This is a genomic window from Streptomyces sp. NPDC052079 (assembly GCF_040680275.1).
Classification (GTDB): Bacteria; Actinomycetota; Actinomycetes; order Streptomycetales; family Streptomycetaceae; genus Streptomyces.
Window position 1 is genome coordinate 158634 of sequence record NZ_JBFAWL010000003.1, and the last position, 16154, is coordinate 174787.

Annotated in this window: 14 protein-coding genes and 1 pseudogene; 13 read left to right on the forward strand and 2 right to left on the reverse strand. The window is 70.1% G+C overall.

The annotated features are described in order from the left end of the window. The first annotated feature begins 166 nt into the window (after positions 1-166). From AB0L56_RS08090 to AB0L56_RS08100, 3 genes are all read left to right on the forward strand, one after another. A complete protein-coding gene (locus tag AB0L56_RS08090; protein ID WP_365420248.1) occupies positions 167-2068 on the forward strand; it encodes a site-2 protease family protein in 1902 nt (633 codons plus the stop codon). A gap of 99 nt (positions 2069-2167) precedes the next feature. Continuing rightward, entirely contained in the window at positions 2168-3070 is a 903-nt protein-coding gene (locus AB0L56_RS08095) for a tRNA (adenine-N1)-methyltransferase (protein WP_004933426.1), read from the forward strand. 198 nt (positions 3071-3268) lie between these two features. After that, positions 3269-3847, forward strand: coding sequence for a hypothetical protein (locus tag AB0L56_RS08100; protein ID WP_365420252.1), 579 nt, complete (start codon positions 3269-3271; stop codon positions 3845-3847). Between the two features lie 79 nt (positions 3848-3926). On the opposite strand, the gene AB0L56_RS08105 is transcribed toward AB0L56_RS08100, so the two are convergent. Then, the gene (locus AB0L56_RS08105) at positions 3927-4232 is read right to left on the reverse strand and encodes a ferredoxin (protein ID WP_361034457.1); all 306 of its coding nucleotides are present in this window, start codon (positions 4230-4232) and stop codon (positions 3927-3929) included. A gap of 245 nt (positions 4233-4477) precedes the next feature. On the opposite strand from AB0L56_RS08105, the gene arc reads away from it, so the two are divergent. From arc to prcA, 6 genes and pseudogenes are all read left to right on the forward strand, one after another. After that, positions 4478-6244, forward strand: coding sequence for a proteasome ATPase (arc, locus tag AB0L56_RS08110; RefSeq protein WP_361034454.1), 1767 nt, complete (start codon positions 4478-4480; stop codon positions 6242-6244). A 233-nt stretch (positions 6245-6477) separates the two neighbouring features. Then, a complete protein-coding gene (gene dop / locus AB0L56_RS08115) occupies positions 6478-7989 on the forward strand; it encodes a depupylase/deamidase Dop (protein WP_365420257.1) in 1512 nt (503 codons plus the stop codon). A 179-nt stretch (positions 7990-8168) separates the two neighbouring features. Further along, positions 8169-8387 carry a ubiquitin-like protein Pup gene (locus AB0L56_RS08120; RefSeq protein WP_361034448.1) on the forward strand — a complete coding sequence of 73 codons (219 nt, stop codon included), beginning with the start codon at positions 8169-8171 and terminating at the stop codon, positions 8385-8387. 197 nt (positions 8388-8584) lie between these two features. After that, positions 8585-8771, forward strand: a pseudogene (locus tag AB0L56_RS08125) (endonuclease domain-containing protein); the annotation flags it as partial. After that, positions 8723-9568, forward strand: a complete 846-nt coding sequence (prcB, locus tag AB0L56_RS08130; protein WP_361034445.1) for a proteasome subunit beta — start codon at positions 8723-8725, stop codon at positions 9566-9568. The pseudogene AB0L56_RS08125 and the gene prcB, both read left to right, overlap by 49 nt. 45 nt (positions 9569-9613) lie before the next feature. Beyond that, positions 9614-10357 carry a proteasome subunit alpha gene (prcA, locus tag AB0L56_RS08135; RefSeq protein ID WP_361034442.1) on the forward strand — a complete coding sequence of 248 codons (744 nt, stop codon included), beginning with the start codon at positions 9614-9616 and terminating at the stop codon, positions 10355-10357. A 389-nt stretch (positions 10358-10746) separates the two neighbouring features. Here prcA and AB0L56_RS08140 read toward each other — a convergent pair whose 3' ends face one another. Beyond that, entirely contained in the window at positions 10747-11760 is a 1014-nt protein-coding gene (locus AB0L56_RS08140) for a LacI family DNA-binding transcriptional regulator (RefSeq protein ID WP_365420262.1), read from the reverse strand. Between the two features lie 94 nt (positions 11761-11854). On the opposite strand from AB0L56_RS08140, the gene AB0L56_RS08145 reads away from it, so the two are divergent. The 4 genes from AB0L56_RS08145 to AB0L56_RS08160 all read left to right on the forward strand — a co-directional run bounded on the left by AB0L56_RS08145 (position 11855) and on the right by AB0L56_RS08160 (position 16058). Further along, positions 11855-13114 (forward strand): MFS transporter, encoded by a 1260-nt coding sequence (locus AB0L56_RS08145; RefSeq protein WP_365420264.1) that lies wholly within the window; start codon positions 11855-11857, stop codon positions 13112-13114. A 9-nt stretch (positions 13115-13123) separates the two neighbouring features. Further along, positions 13124-14485, forward strand: coding sequence for a Pup--protein ligase (pafA, locus tag AB0L56_RS08150; RefSeq protein WP_361034432.1), 1362 nt, complete (start codon positions 13124-13126; stop codon positions 14483-14485). 137 nt (positions 14486-14622) lie between these two features. Further along, positions 14623-15624: an FKBP-type peptidyl-prolyl cis-trans isomerase gene (locus AB0L56_RS08155; RefSeq protein ID WP_361034429.1), complete on the forward strand. Its 1002-nt coding sequence runs from the start codon at positions 14623-14625 to the stop codon at positions 15622-15624. A gap of 62 nt (positions 15625-15686) precedes the next feature. Next, positions 15687-16058, forward strand: a complete 372-nt coding sequence (locus AB0L56_RS08160; protein ID WP_361034426.1) for an FKBP-type peptidyl-prolyl cis-trans isomerase — start codon at positions 15687-15689, stop codon at positions 16056-16058. Positions 16059-16154: the final 96 nt, after the last annotated feature.

Consider the following 16154-nt stretch of genomic DNA (forward strand, 5'->3'; position numbering starts at 1 on the left):
TGCGGCGTGACGGAAGGGAGAGAAGGCGTGACCGTAGGGAGAGAAGGGGAAGGAGGGGGGTAGAGACAGGGGTGCCGGGGCGGAACGGGCGGCGATCGCCGCATACCATCGACGTGAGACCTCCCGTCCGGCAGGCGCCGGATACGCAGCGAACGAGGGGACACCGGTGGACGTAAGCGGCGGGCGCGGGCAGCCGCGGCCCGGCAACGACGAGTCGGCCGACCGCACAGGGCCCCAGGCCCCGGCCACCGACGACGCCCTCCCCCATACCGGCGCACACCCCACACCCCCCGCCGAGCCCGCCGACGGCACCGCCGGGGCCGGTCACCCCGCCCAGGACACCGACCGCACCGACCATGCCGTCCCCACTGACCGGAGCCCCACGCCCGGGCCGCAGGAGGGCACGCCGCACGAAGCGGACCGTCCCGAAGCCCCCGCCGCCGACCCGGACCCGGGCCCGCCGACGGCCCCGCCCGCCGGTCCCGGTGACCGGAGCCCCACGCCCGGGCCGCAGGAGGGCACGCCGCACGGAGCGGACCGTCCCGAAGCCCCCGCCGCCGACCCGGACCCGGGCCCGCCGACGGCTCCGCCCGCCGGTCCCGGTGACCGGAGCCCCACGCCTGGGCCGCAGGAGGGCACGCCGCACGGAGCGGACCGTCGCGAAGCCTCCGCCGGCGGCCCGGACCCGGACCGGCCGGCCGCTCCGCCCGCCGGTCCCGGTGACCGGAGCCCCACGCCCGGGCCGCAGGAGGGCACGCCGCACGGAGCGGATCGTCCCGAAGCCCCCGCCGCCGGCCCGGACCCGGGCCCGCCGACGGCCCCGCCCGCCGGTCCCCCCGAGAACCGGCACCACGCCCACCGCACGCCGGCCCACTCCGGCGGCGGCAAGGGGCCCGGGCCGCAGCGACCGGAGGAGCGGCAGCGGGGCGGACTGCTGATGGGGCGGCCGTTCGGGGTGCCCGTGTACGTCGCGCCCAGCTGGTTCCTCGTCGCCATCCTCATCACCTGGGTCTTCGGCGGACAGATCGACCGCGTGCTGCCCGGACTCGGCGCCGCCAGCTATCTGGTCTCTCTGTTCTTCGCGGTCGCCTTCTACGCCTCCGTGCTGGTCCACGAGCTCGCCCACACCCTCGCCGCCCTCCGCTTCAAGCTGCCGGTGCGCCGCATCCAGCTGCAGTTCTTCGGCGGTGTCTCCGAGATCGAGAAGGAGGCCGAGACACCCGGCCGGGAGTTCGTGCTGGCGTTCGTCGGCCCCCTGCTCTCCCTGGCGTTGTCCGGCCTGTTCTACTTGGCCCTGCTCGCGGTCGACCCCAGCAGCATCCCCGGGGTGCTGCTGGCAGGCCTGATGGTCTCCAACCTGATCGTCGCCGTCTTCAACCTCCTGCCCGGCCTCCCCCTCGACGGCGGCCGTATGCTCCGCGCCGTTGTCTGGGCCATCACCGGCAAGCCGATGACCGGCACCGTCGCCGCCGCATGGGTGGGCCGCGCCCTCGCCGTCTCCGTCCTGATCGGCCTCCCGCTACTCACCCAGTCCGGGGCCCTCGGCTCCGACGCCGTCGACAACGTCGGCATGGACACCGTCCTGGACGCCCTGCTCGCCGCCATCCTCGCCGCGATCATCTGGACCGGCGCCGGCAACAGCCTGCGCATGGCCCGGCTGCGGGAACACCTGCCCGAGCTGCGCGCCCGCACGCTCACCCGCCGCGCGGTACCCGTCGAGAGCGACACCCCCCTCTCCGAAGCCCTGCGCCGCGCCAACGCCGCAGGGGCCCGCGCCCTGGTCGTCGTCGACGCCGACGGCGTGCCCCTCTCCCTGGTCCGTGAGGCGGCCATCGCCGGCGTCCCCGAACACCGCCGCCCCTGGGTCCCGGTCAGCAGCCTCGCCCAGGACCTCACCGACGGCATGCGCGTCTCCGCGGAGCTCGCCGGAGAGGACCTGCTGGACGCCCTGCGCGCCGCACCGGCCACCGAGTACCTCGTGGTCGAGGAGACCGGCGAGATCTACGGGGTCCTGTCCGCGGCGGACGTGGAGCGCGCCTTCGTGAAGGCCATGGCAAGACCCAGCTGAACCGCGCCCCGAAGCGGCGCGGGGGACCGCGCGGCCACGAGGGACCCGCACCGGCCGCCTACGGTCCGGGCGGGCCCCGGGGAACGGTAGGCTGGTCACATGTCCGAACCGACCGGTGCCGCCCGCAGGCGCGGGCCCTTCAAGGTCGGGGACCAGGTTCAGCTGACCGACCCCAAGGGCCGCCACTACACGTTCACGCTCGAGGCCGGGAAGAATTTCCATACCCACAAGGGTTCCTTCCCCCACGACGAACTGATCGGTGCTCCCGAGGGCAGCGTTGTCCGCACCACCGGGAACGTCGCCTACCTCGCGCTGCGCCCCCTGCTCCCCGACTACGTCCTGTCCATGCCCCGCGGGGCAGCCGTCGTCTACCCGAAGGACGCGGGACAGATCCTCGCCTTCGCCGACATCTTCCCCGGCGCGCGCGTCGTCGAGGCCGGCGTCGGCTCCGGCTCGCTCAGCAGCTTCCTGCTGCGCGCCATCGGCGACCAGGGCATGCTGCACTCCTACGAGCGCCGCGAGGACTTCGCCGACATCGCCCGGCAGAATGTCGAGCGCTACTTCGGCGGACCGCACCCCGCCTGGCAGCTCACCGTCGGCGACCTCCAGGACAACCTGTCCGACGCAGACGTCGACCGCGTCATCCTCGACATGCTCGCCCCCTGGGAGTGCCTGGAGGCCGTCTCCAAGGCGCTCGTCCCCGGCGGCATCCTCTGCTGCTACGTCGCCACCACCACCCAGCTCGCCCGGACCGTCGAGTCCATCCGCGAGATCGGCTGCTTCAACGAGCCGACCTCCTGGGAGACGATGATCCGCAACTGGCACATCGAGGGCCTGGCCGTCCGCCCGGACCACCGGATGATCGGCCACACCGGCTTCCTGCTCACCGCACGCCGCCTCGCCGACGGCGTCGAGCCGCCCATGCGCCGCCGCCGCCCCGCCAAGGGCGCCTACGGCGAGGACTACGCCGGCCCCAACGCCGACGGAGGCGCCGCCCGCTGACGCGGCCCGTCACCCCCGCAACGTACAGGCGCCGTGGCGCAGTTCCCGGCAACCGCCCGGAACTGCGCCACGGCGCTTTGGCGTTGAATTCCGGTTCTCCGCACCGAAACCGCACACCCCGCCGTTCCCCCCGGACTGTGACGTGTGGCACGATGCTGGCCACCCCCACCGGCACAGCCCTCACAGGAGACCCTCCTCGTGCAGCCTTCCGCCGTCCCGGAGCTCGCTCACACCCATGCACGCCCGATCCACTGGGTCGCCACCGCCACGGCCCTCTCCGGTGTCGTGGCGCTCTCCTCCGTCCTGGGGCCCGACGCCGCGACCGCGGCCCCGACCCCGGGACCGCAGACGAAGAGCGCCCCCGCGCACATCGCCCCGCCCGACCCGGCGTCCGTCGAGTTCCCGCTCGACTGCGGCCCGGTGAAGACGGTGGTGAAGAAGAAGGCGTCCGGCGACCTCGACGGCGACGGGCGGCCGGAGACCGTCGCGGTGGTGCACTGCGACGCCCCCATGGGCACCCCGCCCGACGGCGTGTACGTCATCACCCAGGCCGCGGGCAGCGCCGCGCCGCGCGTGGTCGCCACGCTCGCCGACCCCCAGGACCGCACCAACGTCGACGACTTCGCCGTACGCGACGGAGAGGTCACCGCCACCCTCCTCGGCTACTCGTCCGAGGACGTGCCCAGTTGCTGTCCCGATGTGCGCGAGCGCGTGAAATGGCGGTGGGAGGACGGGGCGTTCGTGCGGTCCGCCCCGGCCGGAGCCAGGAGCGTGTGACCCGCGCGCGGGCGTGCGTCGGCGCGCGCACCCCGGAGGGTGAGAAGTCAGACGGCCGTGACGCGCCGTGCCATAACGGTCACCCGGCGTCCGGCCCGTAGACCTCGGCCCTGTCCGAAACCCGGCGGACGTGGATGCACTCGCCCGGACACTCCTTCGCGGAGTCGATCACATCCGTGAGGAGCGGCAGCGGCACGGGCGTTGTCGCACCCCTGTCCTGCAGCAACTCGTCCTGCGGGCTCTTCACATACGCCAGACCGTCGATGTCCAGCTCGAACACCTCGGGCGCGTACTGGGCGCAGATGCCGTCGCCGGTACACAGGTCCTGGTCGATCCAGACCTCCAGGGCCTCGCCGCGGACTCCGGCCTCCTGCTGCACGCTCATCTCTCCTGCCGTTTCCTGCGCCGGGCCGAACGGGAATCAGGCCAGCTCCGACGGGTGTTGAACACGTCGACCCTACCGCCGCCTGGGTTCCAATCATCATCGGTGGGTATTCCCCTGGCGTGAGGGAGAGCGCAAGGGTGAAGATCGGACACACCCCGACCGTCTTTGTGATCTAGGGGTTTCAATCGACACCCGCCCAGGTAGGGTCTGGAAGCGTCCAGCTCCCCTTGGAGGAGGTGAGGACCGTGGCAGCCCACGACGACGACATGAACCGCGGCATCCGCCCGGGACGCGGGTCCGACGACCCGGCCGGGCAGATCGCCTACCTTGAGCAGGAGATCGCCGTCCTGCGACGCAAGCTCGCCGACTCTCCGCGACACACGAGGATTCTCGAAGAGCGGATCGTCGAGCTGCAGACCAACCTGGCCGGCGTGTCCGCCCAGAACGAGCGACTCGCGGGCACGCTCCGTGAGGCCCGTGACCAGATCGTGGCCCTCAAGGAAGAGGTCGACCGGCTCGCACAGCCCCCGGCCGGCTTCGGTGTCTTCCTCACGGCGAACGAGGACGGCACGGCCGACATCTTCACCGGCGGTAGAAAGCTGCGGGTGAACGTCAGCCCCAGCGTCGAGCTCGAGGAGCTCAGGCGCGGCCAGGAAGTGATGCTCAACGAAGCGCTCAACGTGGTCGAGGCCATGGAGTTCGAGCGCGTCGGCGACATCGTCACCCTCAAGGAGGTCCTCGAGGACGGCGAGCGGGCCCTGGTGCTCGGGCACACCGACGAGGAGCGGGTGGTACGGCTCGCCGAGCCGCTGATGGACGTCACCATCCGCGCCGGCGACGCCCTGCTCCTGGAGCCCCGCTCCGGGTACGTCTACGAGGTCGTGCCGAAGAGCGAGGTCGAGGAGCTCGTCCTCGAGGAAGTCCCCGACATCGGATACGAGCAGATCGGCGGCCTCGGCAACCAGATCGAGGCCATCCGCGACGCGGTCGAGCTGCCCTATCTCTACCCGGACCTGTTCAAGGAGCACGAACTGCGGCCACCCAAGGGTGTGCTGCTGTACGGGCCCCCCGGATGCGGCAAGACGCTCATCGCCAAGGCCGTCGCCAACTCGCTGGCCAAGAAGGTCGCCGAGGTCACCGGACAGGCCGCCGGCAAGAGCTTCTTCCTCAACATCAAGGGCCCCGAGCTGCTGAACAAGTACGTCGGCGAGACCGAGCGGCAGATCCGCCTGGTCTTCCAGCGGGCCCGCGAGAAGGCCAGCGAGGGCACCCCCGTCATCGTCTTCTTCGACGAGATGGAATCTCTCTTCCGCACCCGTGGCTCCGGCGTCAGCTCGGACGTGGAGAACACCATCGTCCCGCAGCTGCTCGCCGAGATCGACGGCGTGGAAGGCCTGCAGAACGTGGTCGTGATCGGCGCCTCCAACCGTGAGGACATGATCGACCCCGCCATCCTGCGGCCCGGCCGGCTGGACGTGAAGATCAAGATCGAGCGTCCGGACGCCGAGGCGGCCAAGGACATCTTCGGCAAGTACCTCACCGAGCGCCTCCCGCTGCACGGTGACGACCTCACCGAGCACGGCGGCGACAAGTCCATGACGGTCCAGAGCATGATCCAGACCGCGGTGGAACAGATGTACGCCGAATCGGAGGAGAACCGCTTCCTGGAAGTCACCTACGCCAACGGTGACAAGGAAGTCCTGTACTTCAAGGACTTCAATTCCGGTGCCATGATCGAGAACATCGTGGGCCGCGCCAAGAAAATGGCGATCAAGGACTTCCTGGAGAAGAACCAGAAGGGTCTCCGCGTCTCCCACCTGCTCCAGGCCTGCGTGGACGAGTTCAAGGAGAACGAGGACCTGCCCAACACCACCAACCCGGACGACTGGGCCCGCATCTCCGGAAAGAAGGGCGAGCGGATTGTGTACATCCGTACGCTCATCACCGGAAAGCAGGGTGCGGACACCGGACGCTCCATCGACACCGTGGCGAATACCGGTCAGTACCTGTAAAAGCCAGGGCGGCTGCGGGTGCCCTCAGCGGGGTACCCGCAGCCGACTGTTTTTGGGGGCCACGGCTGGAGCACAGCAATGACGCAAATGATCTCCCCACCAGGGCGAAGGCGTTCTAGGCTCGTCCGTACCGCCGTGTCGCGCAGTGCGGGGACGGGCACCGCACACGCACCGGAGCGCCAGCGGTACAGCAGCGCCCCCGACCGGGGACGCCGCCGGGCAAGGAGGGCCGCATGACCGTACGGCGAGTAATGGGCATCGAGACGGAGTACGGGATCTCCGTCCCCGGCCACCCCAACGCCAATGCCATGCTCACCTCGTCCCAGATCGTGAACGCCTACGCGGCGGCGATGCACCGGGCCCGCCGGGCCCGCTGGGACTTCGAGGAGGAGAATCCGCTGCGGGACGCGCGAGGCTTCGACCTGGCCCGTGAGGCCGCCGACGCCAGCCAGCTCACCGACGAGGACATCGGCCTGGCCAACGTCATCCTGACCAATGGCGCGCGGCTCTACGTGGACCACGCGCATCCGGAGTACAGCGCGCCCGAGGTCACGAACCCGCGCGACGCCGTCCTCTGGGACAAGGCCGGGGAGCGGATCATGGCGGAGGCGGCGGAGCGCGCGGCCCAGCTTCCCGGCGCCCAGCCGATCCATCTCTACAAGAACAACACCGACAACAAGGGCGCCTCCTACGGGACGCACGAGAACTACCTGATGAAGCGGGAGACCCCCTTCTCGGACATCGTGCGCCACCTGACGCCGTTCTTCGTCTCCCGGCAGGTCTTCACCGGCGCCGGCCGCGTCGGCATCGGCCAGGACGGGCACGAGCACGGGTTCCAGATCAGCCAGCGCGCGGACTACTTCGAGGTCGAGGTGGGCCTGGAGACGACGCTGAAACGGCCCATCATCAACACGCGCGACGAGCCGCACGCCGACGCCGAGAAGTACCGGCGGCTGCATGTGATCATCGGCGACGCGAATCTGTCCGAGATCTCGACGTATCTGAAGCTGGGCACGACGGCTCTGGTGCTGTCCATGATCGAGGACGGGTTCATCGCGGTGGACCTGGCGGTCGACCAGCCCGTGCGGACCCTGCACGAGGTCTCGCACGACGCCACCCTGAAGGGGCTGGTCACGCTGCGCAGTGGGCGGACGCTGACCCCTGTGCAGCTCCAGATGGAGTACTTCGAGCTGGCTCGCAAGTACGTGGAGGAGCGGTTCGGGGCGGACGCCGACGACCAGACCAAGGACGTGCTGGCCCGCTGGGAGGACACGCTCACCCGGCTGGAGAACGACCCGATGAGCCTGGCCGGAGAGCTGGACTGGGTCGCCAAGCGGGAGCTCATGGAGGGCTACCGGCGCAGGGACGCCCTGGACTGGGACGCCGCCCGGCTGCACCTGGTGGACCTGCAGTACGCCGACGTGCGCCCCGAGAAGGGCCTGTACAACCGTCTGGTGGCCCGCGGGCGCATGAAGCGGCTGCTGGACGAGGGCGAGGTCGAGCGGGCCCGTACGGCGCCTCCTGAGGACACCCGTGCGTACTTCCGCGGGCGGTGTCTGGAGCAGTACGCGGACGATGTCGCGGCGGCCTCCTGGGACTCGGTGATCTTCGATCTGCCGGGCAGGGACTCGCTCCAGCGGGTTCCAACCCTCGAACCGCTTCGCGGAACGCGTAATCACGTCAAGGAGCTCCTCGACCGCTGCCGCACGGCAGAGGACCTGGTCAGGGTGTTGTCGGGGAACTGAGCGGGTATCGGGGTACCCCGGGGAAGAGCCGGCCGGACAGGGTGGAAAACGCCCGGTCCGGGAATCATCGAGGTGGTCCCCGTACGTTGGAGCAACTGCGGGGGCATTGTCGGACCCGGCTTGTAGGGTCTGACCTTGACCGAGCAAGTGTGTCGGGCGAACCGAGCGGGGTGAGGGTGATGGCTACCAAGGACACCGGCGGCGGACAGCAGAAGGCAACCCGGTCCACCGAGGAGGTCGAGGAGCAGGCGGCGGAGACGCAGGCTTCCGAGGACCTCAAGGAGCGTCAGGAAAAGCTGGGCGAGGACGTGGACGACGTCCTGGACGAGATCGACGACGTGCTGGAGTCCAATGCCGAGGATTTCGTGAGGTCCTTTGTGCAGAAGGGTGGCCAGTAGCCTTCTGTAGCCTTCGGATCGAAGGGTCCGGTGGCGTTCCGGGCGAGAGTCCGGGTGGGATTCGGGGTGAGAACCCCCAGTGGCGCAGGGCGCTGTCCGTGGGCCGGAAGGAGCCGGCCGCGGGCAGCGTTCGCGCTGCGGGGGCCGGGCGGGGCCGGGGTTCGCGCTGCGGGAGCTGCCCGAAAGCCTTCGTCGGATATGTGGATCATTGCCGTGGGACGGGTAGGGTCCGTGGCGTACTGTGCTCAACGCTTCAACTGCGATTCGGCCATCGGCAAGTTGGGAGATGATCCCGACGCTGTTCGTCGGGCAGCTGCCTACCTGGAAGGAACTTCGTGGAAGCCAACACTCGTAGCACCGGGCGTCTGCCGGCTGCCTTCCTGACGCCAGGGTCTTCCTCGTTCATGGACTTTCTCTCCGAGCATCAGCCGGAACTGCTGCCGGGAAAGAGGTCGTTGCCGCCGGTGAAAGGCGTGATCGAAGCGCCGCACGGGACCACCATCGTGGCCGTGACCTTCCCGGGCGGTGTCGTGCTCGCCGGTGACCGGCGGGCCACGATGGGGAACGTCATCGCGCAGCGGGACATCGAGAAGGTGTTCCCCGCCGATGAGTACTCCGCGGTGGGCATCGCCGGTACGGCGGGGCTGGCCGTGGAGATGGTGAAGCTGTTCCAGCTGGAGCTGGAGCACTTCGAGAAGGTCGAGGGCGCGCAGCTGTCGCTGGAGGGCAAGGCGAACCGGCTGTCGACGATGATCCGCTCGAATCTGGGCATGGCCATGCAGGGGCTGGCCGTGGTGCCGCTGTTCGCGGGGTACGACGTGGACCGGGAGAAGGGGCGGATCTTCTCCTACGACGTCACGGGCGGGCGTTCCGAGGAGCAGGGGTACGCCGCCACCGGTTCCGGGTCCGTCTTCGCGCGCGGTGCGATGAAGAAGCTGTTCCGGGACGACCTGAGTGAGGCCGAGGCCACCACGCTGGTGGTGCAGGCGCTGTACGACGCGGCAGACGACGACGCGGCGACCGGTGGTCCCGATGTCGCCCGCCGGATCTATCCGATCGTCACCGTGATCACCGAGGACGGCTTCCGCCGGCTCACCGAGGACGAGGCGTCCGCCATCGCCCAGTCGGTGCTGGAGCGGCGGCTGGAGCAGCCGGACGGTCCACGGGCCTCGCTGCTGTAACAGGGTGGTCTATCAGTGACTTCTAAGGAAAGGGACGGATAACCGGTGTCGACGCCGTTCTATGTCTCACCCCAGCAGGCGATGGCGGACCGGGCGGAGTACGCCCGGAAGGGCATCGCCCGCGGTCGCAGCCTTGTTGTGCTGCAGTACGCCGACGGGATCGTGTTCGTCGGCGAGAACCCGTCCCGTGCGCTGCACAAGTTCAGCGAGATCTATGACCGGATCGCGTTCGCCGCGGCCGGCAAGTACAACGAGTACGAGAATCTGCGGATCGGGGGCGTGCGGTACGCCGATCTGCGGGGTTACACCTACGACCGGGACGATGTGACGGCCCGGGGTCTGGCGAACGTGTACGCGCAGACGCTGGGGACGATCTTCTCGAGTGTGGGGGAGAAGCCCTACGAGGTGGAGCTGGTGGTGGCCGAGGTCGGGGAGACCCCGGAGCAGGACCAGATCTACCGGCTGCCGCACGACGGGTCCATCGTGGACGAGCACGGCTCGGTGGCGGTGGGCGGCAACGCGGAGCAGATCAGCGGGTACCTCGATCAGCGGCACCGGGACGGGATGACGCTGGCGGAGGCGCTGAAGCTGGCGGTGCAGGCGCTGTCGCGGGACACCAACGGCGGTGAGCGCGAGATTCCCGCGGAGCGGCTGGAGGTAGCGGTGCTGGACCGGACACGGCCACAGAAGCGAAAGTTCAAGCGAATCGGCGGACGCCAGTTGGCGCGCCTGCTAGAGACAGGCGGCGCGGAAACAGCCTCCGAGGCGGAGTCCGACACCGACGAGTAGCGCCGTAGCGCCCACGGGCGGTGGGTGGTGCGGGGCCGGGCCGGGGGTGTCCGTCCTCGGACTGGCGCGACTGTGCCTGTTCGTGGAGGCGAGGGCGCGGACGCGCCAGCCACTGCGGGCGAACACCCCCGCCCCGTCCCCTCCCCGCCGTAGGCGGCTTCCCCGCGGCCCGCCGCCCCGCCGCTTCCGCGGGCAGTCGTGCCTCCCCCAGTGCCTTAAGGGCCTGGGAGGTACCCCCAGGGCGATGGGGGTCCCCCCGCTCGAGCGAAGTCGAGAGTGGGGGAGGGTGGGCGCGACGGCACCCCGCCGGCGTCGGGCTGCGCAACCCACCCCCGGCCGGCACCGATGCGGGGTAGCGTGCATGCGCCGGGTGCGCAGATACCCCCCGGTCAGCCAGGGACTCGCGCCGTTGAACCCCGTACGATCAGTTCGACCGAGATGGCGCTCGCCGGGGGGTCCCGTCCCTCCAGCACCGCCAGCAGCGCCCCCATCCCCCGCTCCCCGAACAACTCCGCGTCCAACCGCACAGTCGTCAGCTCAGGATCGATCGCCGTCGCCAGCGCCAAATCGTCGATCCCGGTGACGGACAGTTCCTCCGGCACCCGCAGCCCCAGCCGCCGCGCGGCCTTGTACACCCCCGCCGCCAGCTGGTCGTCGTCGCAGAAGACCGCCGTCGCCCGGTCCGGCGTCAGCGAGAGCGCCGCCTCCGCAGCGGCCTCCGCACCCCGGATGGAGATCGGCGCCCGCGCCGTGCGCAACGACGCGCCCGGCACCGCCCGCAGCCGCGCCGACAGCTCCCGCGCACGCATCTCGAAGGTCCAGGACGCCACATCCGCCGCCAGATGCAGGAAGCGGCGGTGGCCCAGGCCTAGCAGATGGTCGGTGATCTGGCGTACACCGTCGGCGATGTCGAGGTTGACCGTCGCCGCCCCCACGCTGCCCTCGGGATCGCTGTCCAGCATCACCAGGGGGAGCTGGTCGCCGCGGATCGCGGTGAGGGCCTCCGCCGCCATGGAGGAGGCGATCACGCCGTCCAGGGCGGCCTCGGCGGACGCGAAGGGGTCCCGGGCGGGGCCGATGCCCACGGGGGACGAGTAGAGGACCACGCCGAAGCCGTGCTGGGCGGCCACCCGGGCGGCCCCGGTGTAGACGCCCGCGAAGAACTCCGTGGTGAGGGCGGGGACGACCAGGAGGACCGTACGGGTGCGGCCCAGGCGGAGATTGCGGGCCGCCAGGTTGGGGCGGTAGCCCAGGGTGCGGGCGGCCTCGCGGACGCGCTGCGCCGTGGCCTCGGAGACCCGGCCGCGCCACTTGCCGCCGAGGACGAGGGAGACCGCGGCCTGGGAGACGCCGGCGGCCCGGGCGACGTCCCGGCTCGTGGGGCGGGTGCCGGCTCGGGGCATCGTCGGGCCGCTCCTTCGTCTGGACTGGTGGACAGCCGACATGGTACGTATGGACGCCGTAGTTATACGTAAAACTTACAGCGGAGGAGCCGGGATGGCCACGGGATACCTGGAGATCCTCCGGGCACGGCACGCCGCCCGGCTGCTCGTCGGCACCCTGGTGGGGCGGCTGCCCAATGCGACCGCGGCCATCGCGATCGTGGTGTTCGTGCGCGCGGAGGGCGGCACGTACAGCCTGGCCGGCGCCCTGGCGGCCGTGTACGGCGTCGCCAACGCCGTCGGGCAGCCCGTGCTGGGACGGCTGGTGGATCTGCGCGGGCAGCCGCGGGTGCAGCTGCCCGCCGCCGTGCTGTCCGCGCTGGCCATGGCACTGTTCGCCTTCGTGGGAACCGAGCCGCCGGCGGTGGCCTACGGCGCCGTCGCCGCGGCGGGGCTCTTCACTCCCCCGCTGGAGGGCGGGCTGCGGGCGCTGTGGGCCTCCGTGCTGCCCAAGGAGGACCACGTCCACAGGGCGTACGCCATGGACGCCGTGGCCCAGGAGGTGATGTTCACCGTCGGGCCGCTGCTGGTGACGGTGTGCGCCTCGCTGTGGTCCGCCCAGGCCGCGCTGCTCGTGCTGAACGCCATCGGGGTGCTCGGGGCTCTCTCCGTGGTTCTCTCGCCTCCCTCGCGCGCCTGGCGGTCGGCGCCGCGCGAGGCCCACTGGCTGGGTGCCCTGCGCTCGCCGGGGCTGCTCGCGCTGCTGGGCGCCCTCCTGGCGGTGGGCATGGCGCTGGGGTCCATCACCGTGGCGGCCATGACCTACGCGGACGGGCACGGCGGCGACCATGTGTACGGCTGGCTGATGGCGGGCATCGGGCTGGGCGCCCTGGTCGGCGGTGTGGCGTACGGGGCGCGGCAGTGGGCCGGCGAGCCCGCGCGGCGGCTGCAGGTGATCGTGGCCCTTCTCACGCTCTGCTACCTGCCACTGATGCTGATGCCCGGCCCGGTGGCCATGACGCTGCTCACCGTCGTCGCCGGACTCTTCCTGGCGCCGGCGATCGCCTGCGCCTTCGTGCTCGTCGACCGGCACGCGCCGCGCGGGACCGTCACGGAGGCCTTCTCCTGGCTGGTGACGACCTTCACCGTCGGCGCGTCGGTCGGCACGGGCCTCACCGGCCCGGTGGTCGAGGCGGGCGGGGCGCTGTGGGGCTTCGCCGTGCCCGGTGCCGCGGGTGGCGTATCTCTGGTGGTTTTGATCGCCACAAGCCGGGTAATGGCAGCTCCCGCGGGGAGGGCGGTGGTTGCGGCTCGTAGCGAAAATGATCCGAACCGTGCCCTCGAACCTCGTTTCAGCTCGGGGGATCGGGCGTAATGTTCCCTCATGGACCGCCGCATTTTCGGGCTGGAGAACGAGTACGGCGTCACGTGCACGTTCAGGGGACAGCGCCGCCTGTCGCCTGACGAGGTGGCGCGGTACCTCTTCCGCCGTGTCGTGTCATGGGGCCGAAGCAGCAATGTCTTTCTGCGGAACGGCGCCCGCCTCTATCTCGACGTAGGGTCACATCCCGAATACGCAACGCCGGAATGTGACAACGTGACCGAACTGGTCACCCACGACAAGGCCGGCGAGCGCATTCTCGAGGGACTTCTGGTGGACGCCGAACGACGCCTGCACGAGGAGGGAATCGCGGGCGACGTCTACCTCTTCAAGAACAACACCGACTCCGCCGGCAACTCCTACGGCTGCCACGAGAATTACCTCGTGGCCCGGCACGGGGAGTTCTCGCGGCTCGCGGACATCCTCATCCCGTTCCTGGTGACCAGGCAGCTGCTGTGCGGTGCGGGCAAGGTGCTGCAGACGCCGCGCGGCGCCGTCTACTGCGTCAGCCAGCGTGCCGAACACATCTGGGAGGGCGTCTCCTCGGCGACGACCCGGTCCCGGCCGATCATCAACACGCGTGACGAGCCGCACGCGGACGCCGAGCGCTACCGCCGCCTGCACGTCATCGTCGGCGACTCGAACATGTCCGAGACGACCATGCTGCTCAAGGTCGGCGCCACCGACCTGGTACTGCGCATGATCGAGGCGGGCACCGTGATGCGCGACCTCACCCTGGAGAACCCCATCCGGGCGATCCGTGAGGTCAGCCACGACATCACCGGGCGCAGGAAGGTGCGCCTGGCCAGCGGCCGGGAGGCCTCCGCGCTCGAGGTGCAGCGCGAGTACTACGAGAAGGCGCTGGACTTCTGCGACCGCCGCGGCATCCGCACCGGCACAGTGGAGCAGGTGCTCGAGCTGTGGGGCCGTACGCTGGACGCGATCGAGTCCGAGGACCTCGACCGCATCGGCACCGAGATCGACTGGGTCATGAAGTACAAGCTGCTCGAGCGGTACCGGACCAAGCACAACATGACCATGTCGCACCCCCGGGTCGCGCAGATAGACCTCGCCTACCACGACATCCACCGCCGACGGGGTCTGTACTACCTGCTGGAGAAGAAGGGACAAGCCGCCCGGATCTGCAACGATTTGAAGATCTTCGAGGGTAAGTCCGTACCGCCGCAGACCACTCGCGCCCGGCTGCGGGGCGACTTCATCCGGCGCGCCCAGGAGCAGCGTCGCGACTTCACCGTCGACTGGGTGCACCTCAAGCTCAACGACCAGGCCCAGCGCACCGTGTTGTGCAAGGACCCGTTCCGTTCGGTGGACGAACGGGTGGAGAAGCTGATCGCCGGAATGTGAGACACGCGTTCCTCGCGGGACCCCGAGATTCCCGGAACGTCACACGGGCGCCGCACGTTACACAGTGCGGCGCCCTTCTCACGCCGTAGAGTTGCGCGGACGCCATCCACAAGATCGATGATTACGAGGCCCCCACCGTGCGCCGACGCTCACTTCTCATTGCCGTTCCCGCTGGACTGGCCACCCTCGCCGCGTGCGGCGACGACGGGTCCGACTCGGACAAGGCCAGTGACAGCGCGTCGCCGTCGGCGCCGGAGACGTCCGCCGCGCCGTCGCCGAAGATCGTGGACGGACCGCTGCCGCCCATCACGGCGGGCAAGAAGTTCGGTGAGAAGCCGACGGTCGCCAAGGGCACCGGCGAACCGTCCAAGGACCTTGCGGTCAGGACGGTCATCGCGGGCGGCGGCAGGACGATCGCCGAGAACGACTTCATCGTCGCTCATTACCTGGGTCAGGTGTGGAGCACCGCCAAGGTGTTCGACAACTCCTACGACCGCAAGACCCCGCTGGCCATCCAGCTCGCCCAGGGCACCATCATCGACGGCTGGCGGTACGGGCTCATCGGCAAGAAGAGCGGCAGCCGGGTCGAGATGGCCGTACCGCCGACCTGGGGCTACGGCGAGCAGGGCAACGAGCAGGCGGGCATCAAGGGCACCGACACCCTGGTGTTCGTGGTCGACGTGCAGGACACCTTCAACGCCAAGAGCTCCGCCGACGGCAGGGAAGTCGCCCAGGACAACAAGGACCTGCCCAAGGTCGGCACCAACACCGACGGCAAGGCGCCCTCCATCAAGGTGCCCGACACCGACCCGCCGAAGAAGCTCGTGTCGAGGTACATCCTGGAGGGCGACGGCGAGAAGGTCGGCGCCGACGACAGCGTCCTCGTCCAGTACAAGGGCGTGCTCTGGGACAGCGGCAAGGAATTCGACTCCACCTACGACCGGGGACAGCTGACGTCGTTCTCGCTCCAGCAGGTCGTCAAGGGCTGGGCCCAGGGTCTCACCGGCAAGAAGGTCGGCAGCCGGGTCCTGATCGTCATCCCCCCGGAGCTGGGCTACGGCGACAACCCGCCGCAGGGCAGCGACATCAAGAAGGACTCCACGCTGGTCTTCTCCGTCGACATCCTCGCCAAGCTGTGACGCCGTAGGGATGTAAGACTGTGCGTGTTCGCCTTTCCGCAGACAAGCAGGAGCTTCAAGAAGTGAACATCGACAAGCCCGAGGTCGACTTCCCGGGCGGCGAGCCCCCGGCGGACCTCGAGATCAAGGAGATCTGGGAGGGCGACGGCGAGGTGGCGCGGGCCGGCCAGACGGTCACCGTGCACTACGTCGGCGTGGCCTTCAGCACGGGCGAGGAGTTCGACGCCAGCTGGAACCGCGGCACCCCCTTCCGCTTCCCGCTGGGCGCCGGCCGGGTCATCCAGGGCTGGGACCAGGGCGTGCAGGGCATGAAGGTCGGCGGCCGCCGTCAGCTGACCATCCCCGCCCACCTCGCCTACGGCGACCAGAGCCCCACCCCGGCGATCAAGCCCGGTGAGACTCTGATCTTCGTGGTCGACCTGCTCGGCGTCTGATCCGACCGGAGTCGATCGTCCAGGGCCCATGCCTGTCCGGGCATGGGCCCTCGGCTTTTACCGCGCCACCGGGGACGGTACGGTCATCGGTCTAAG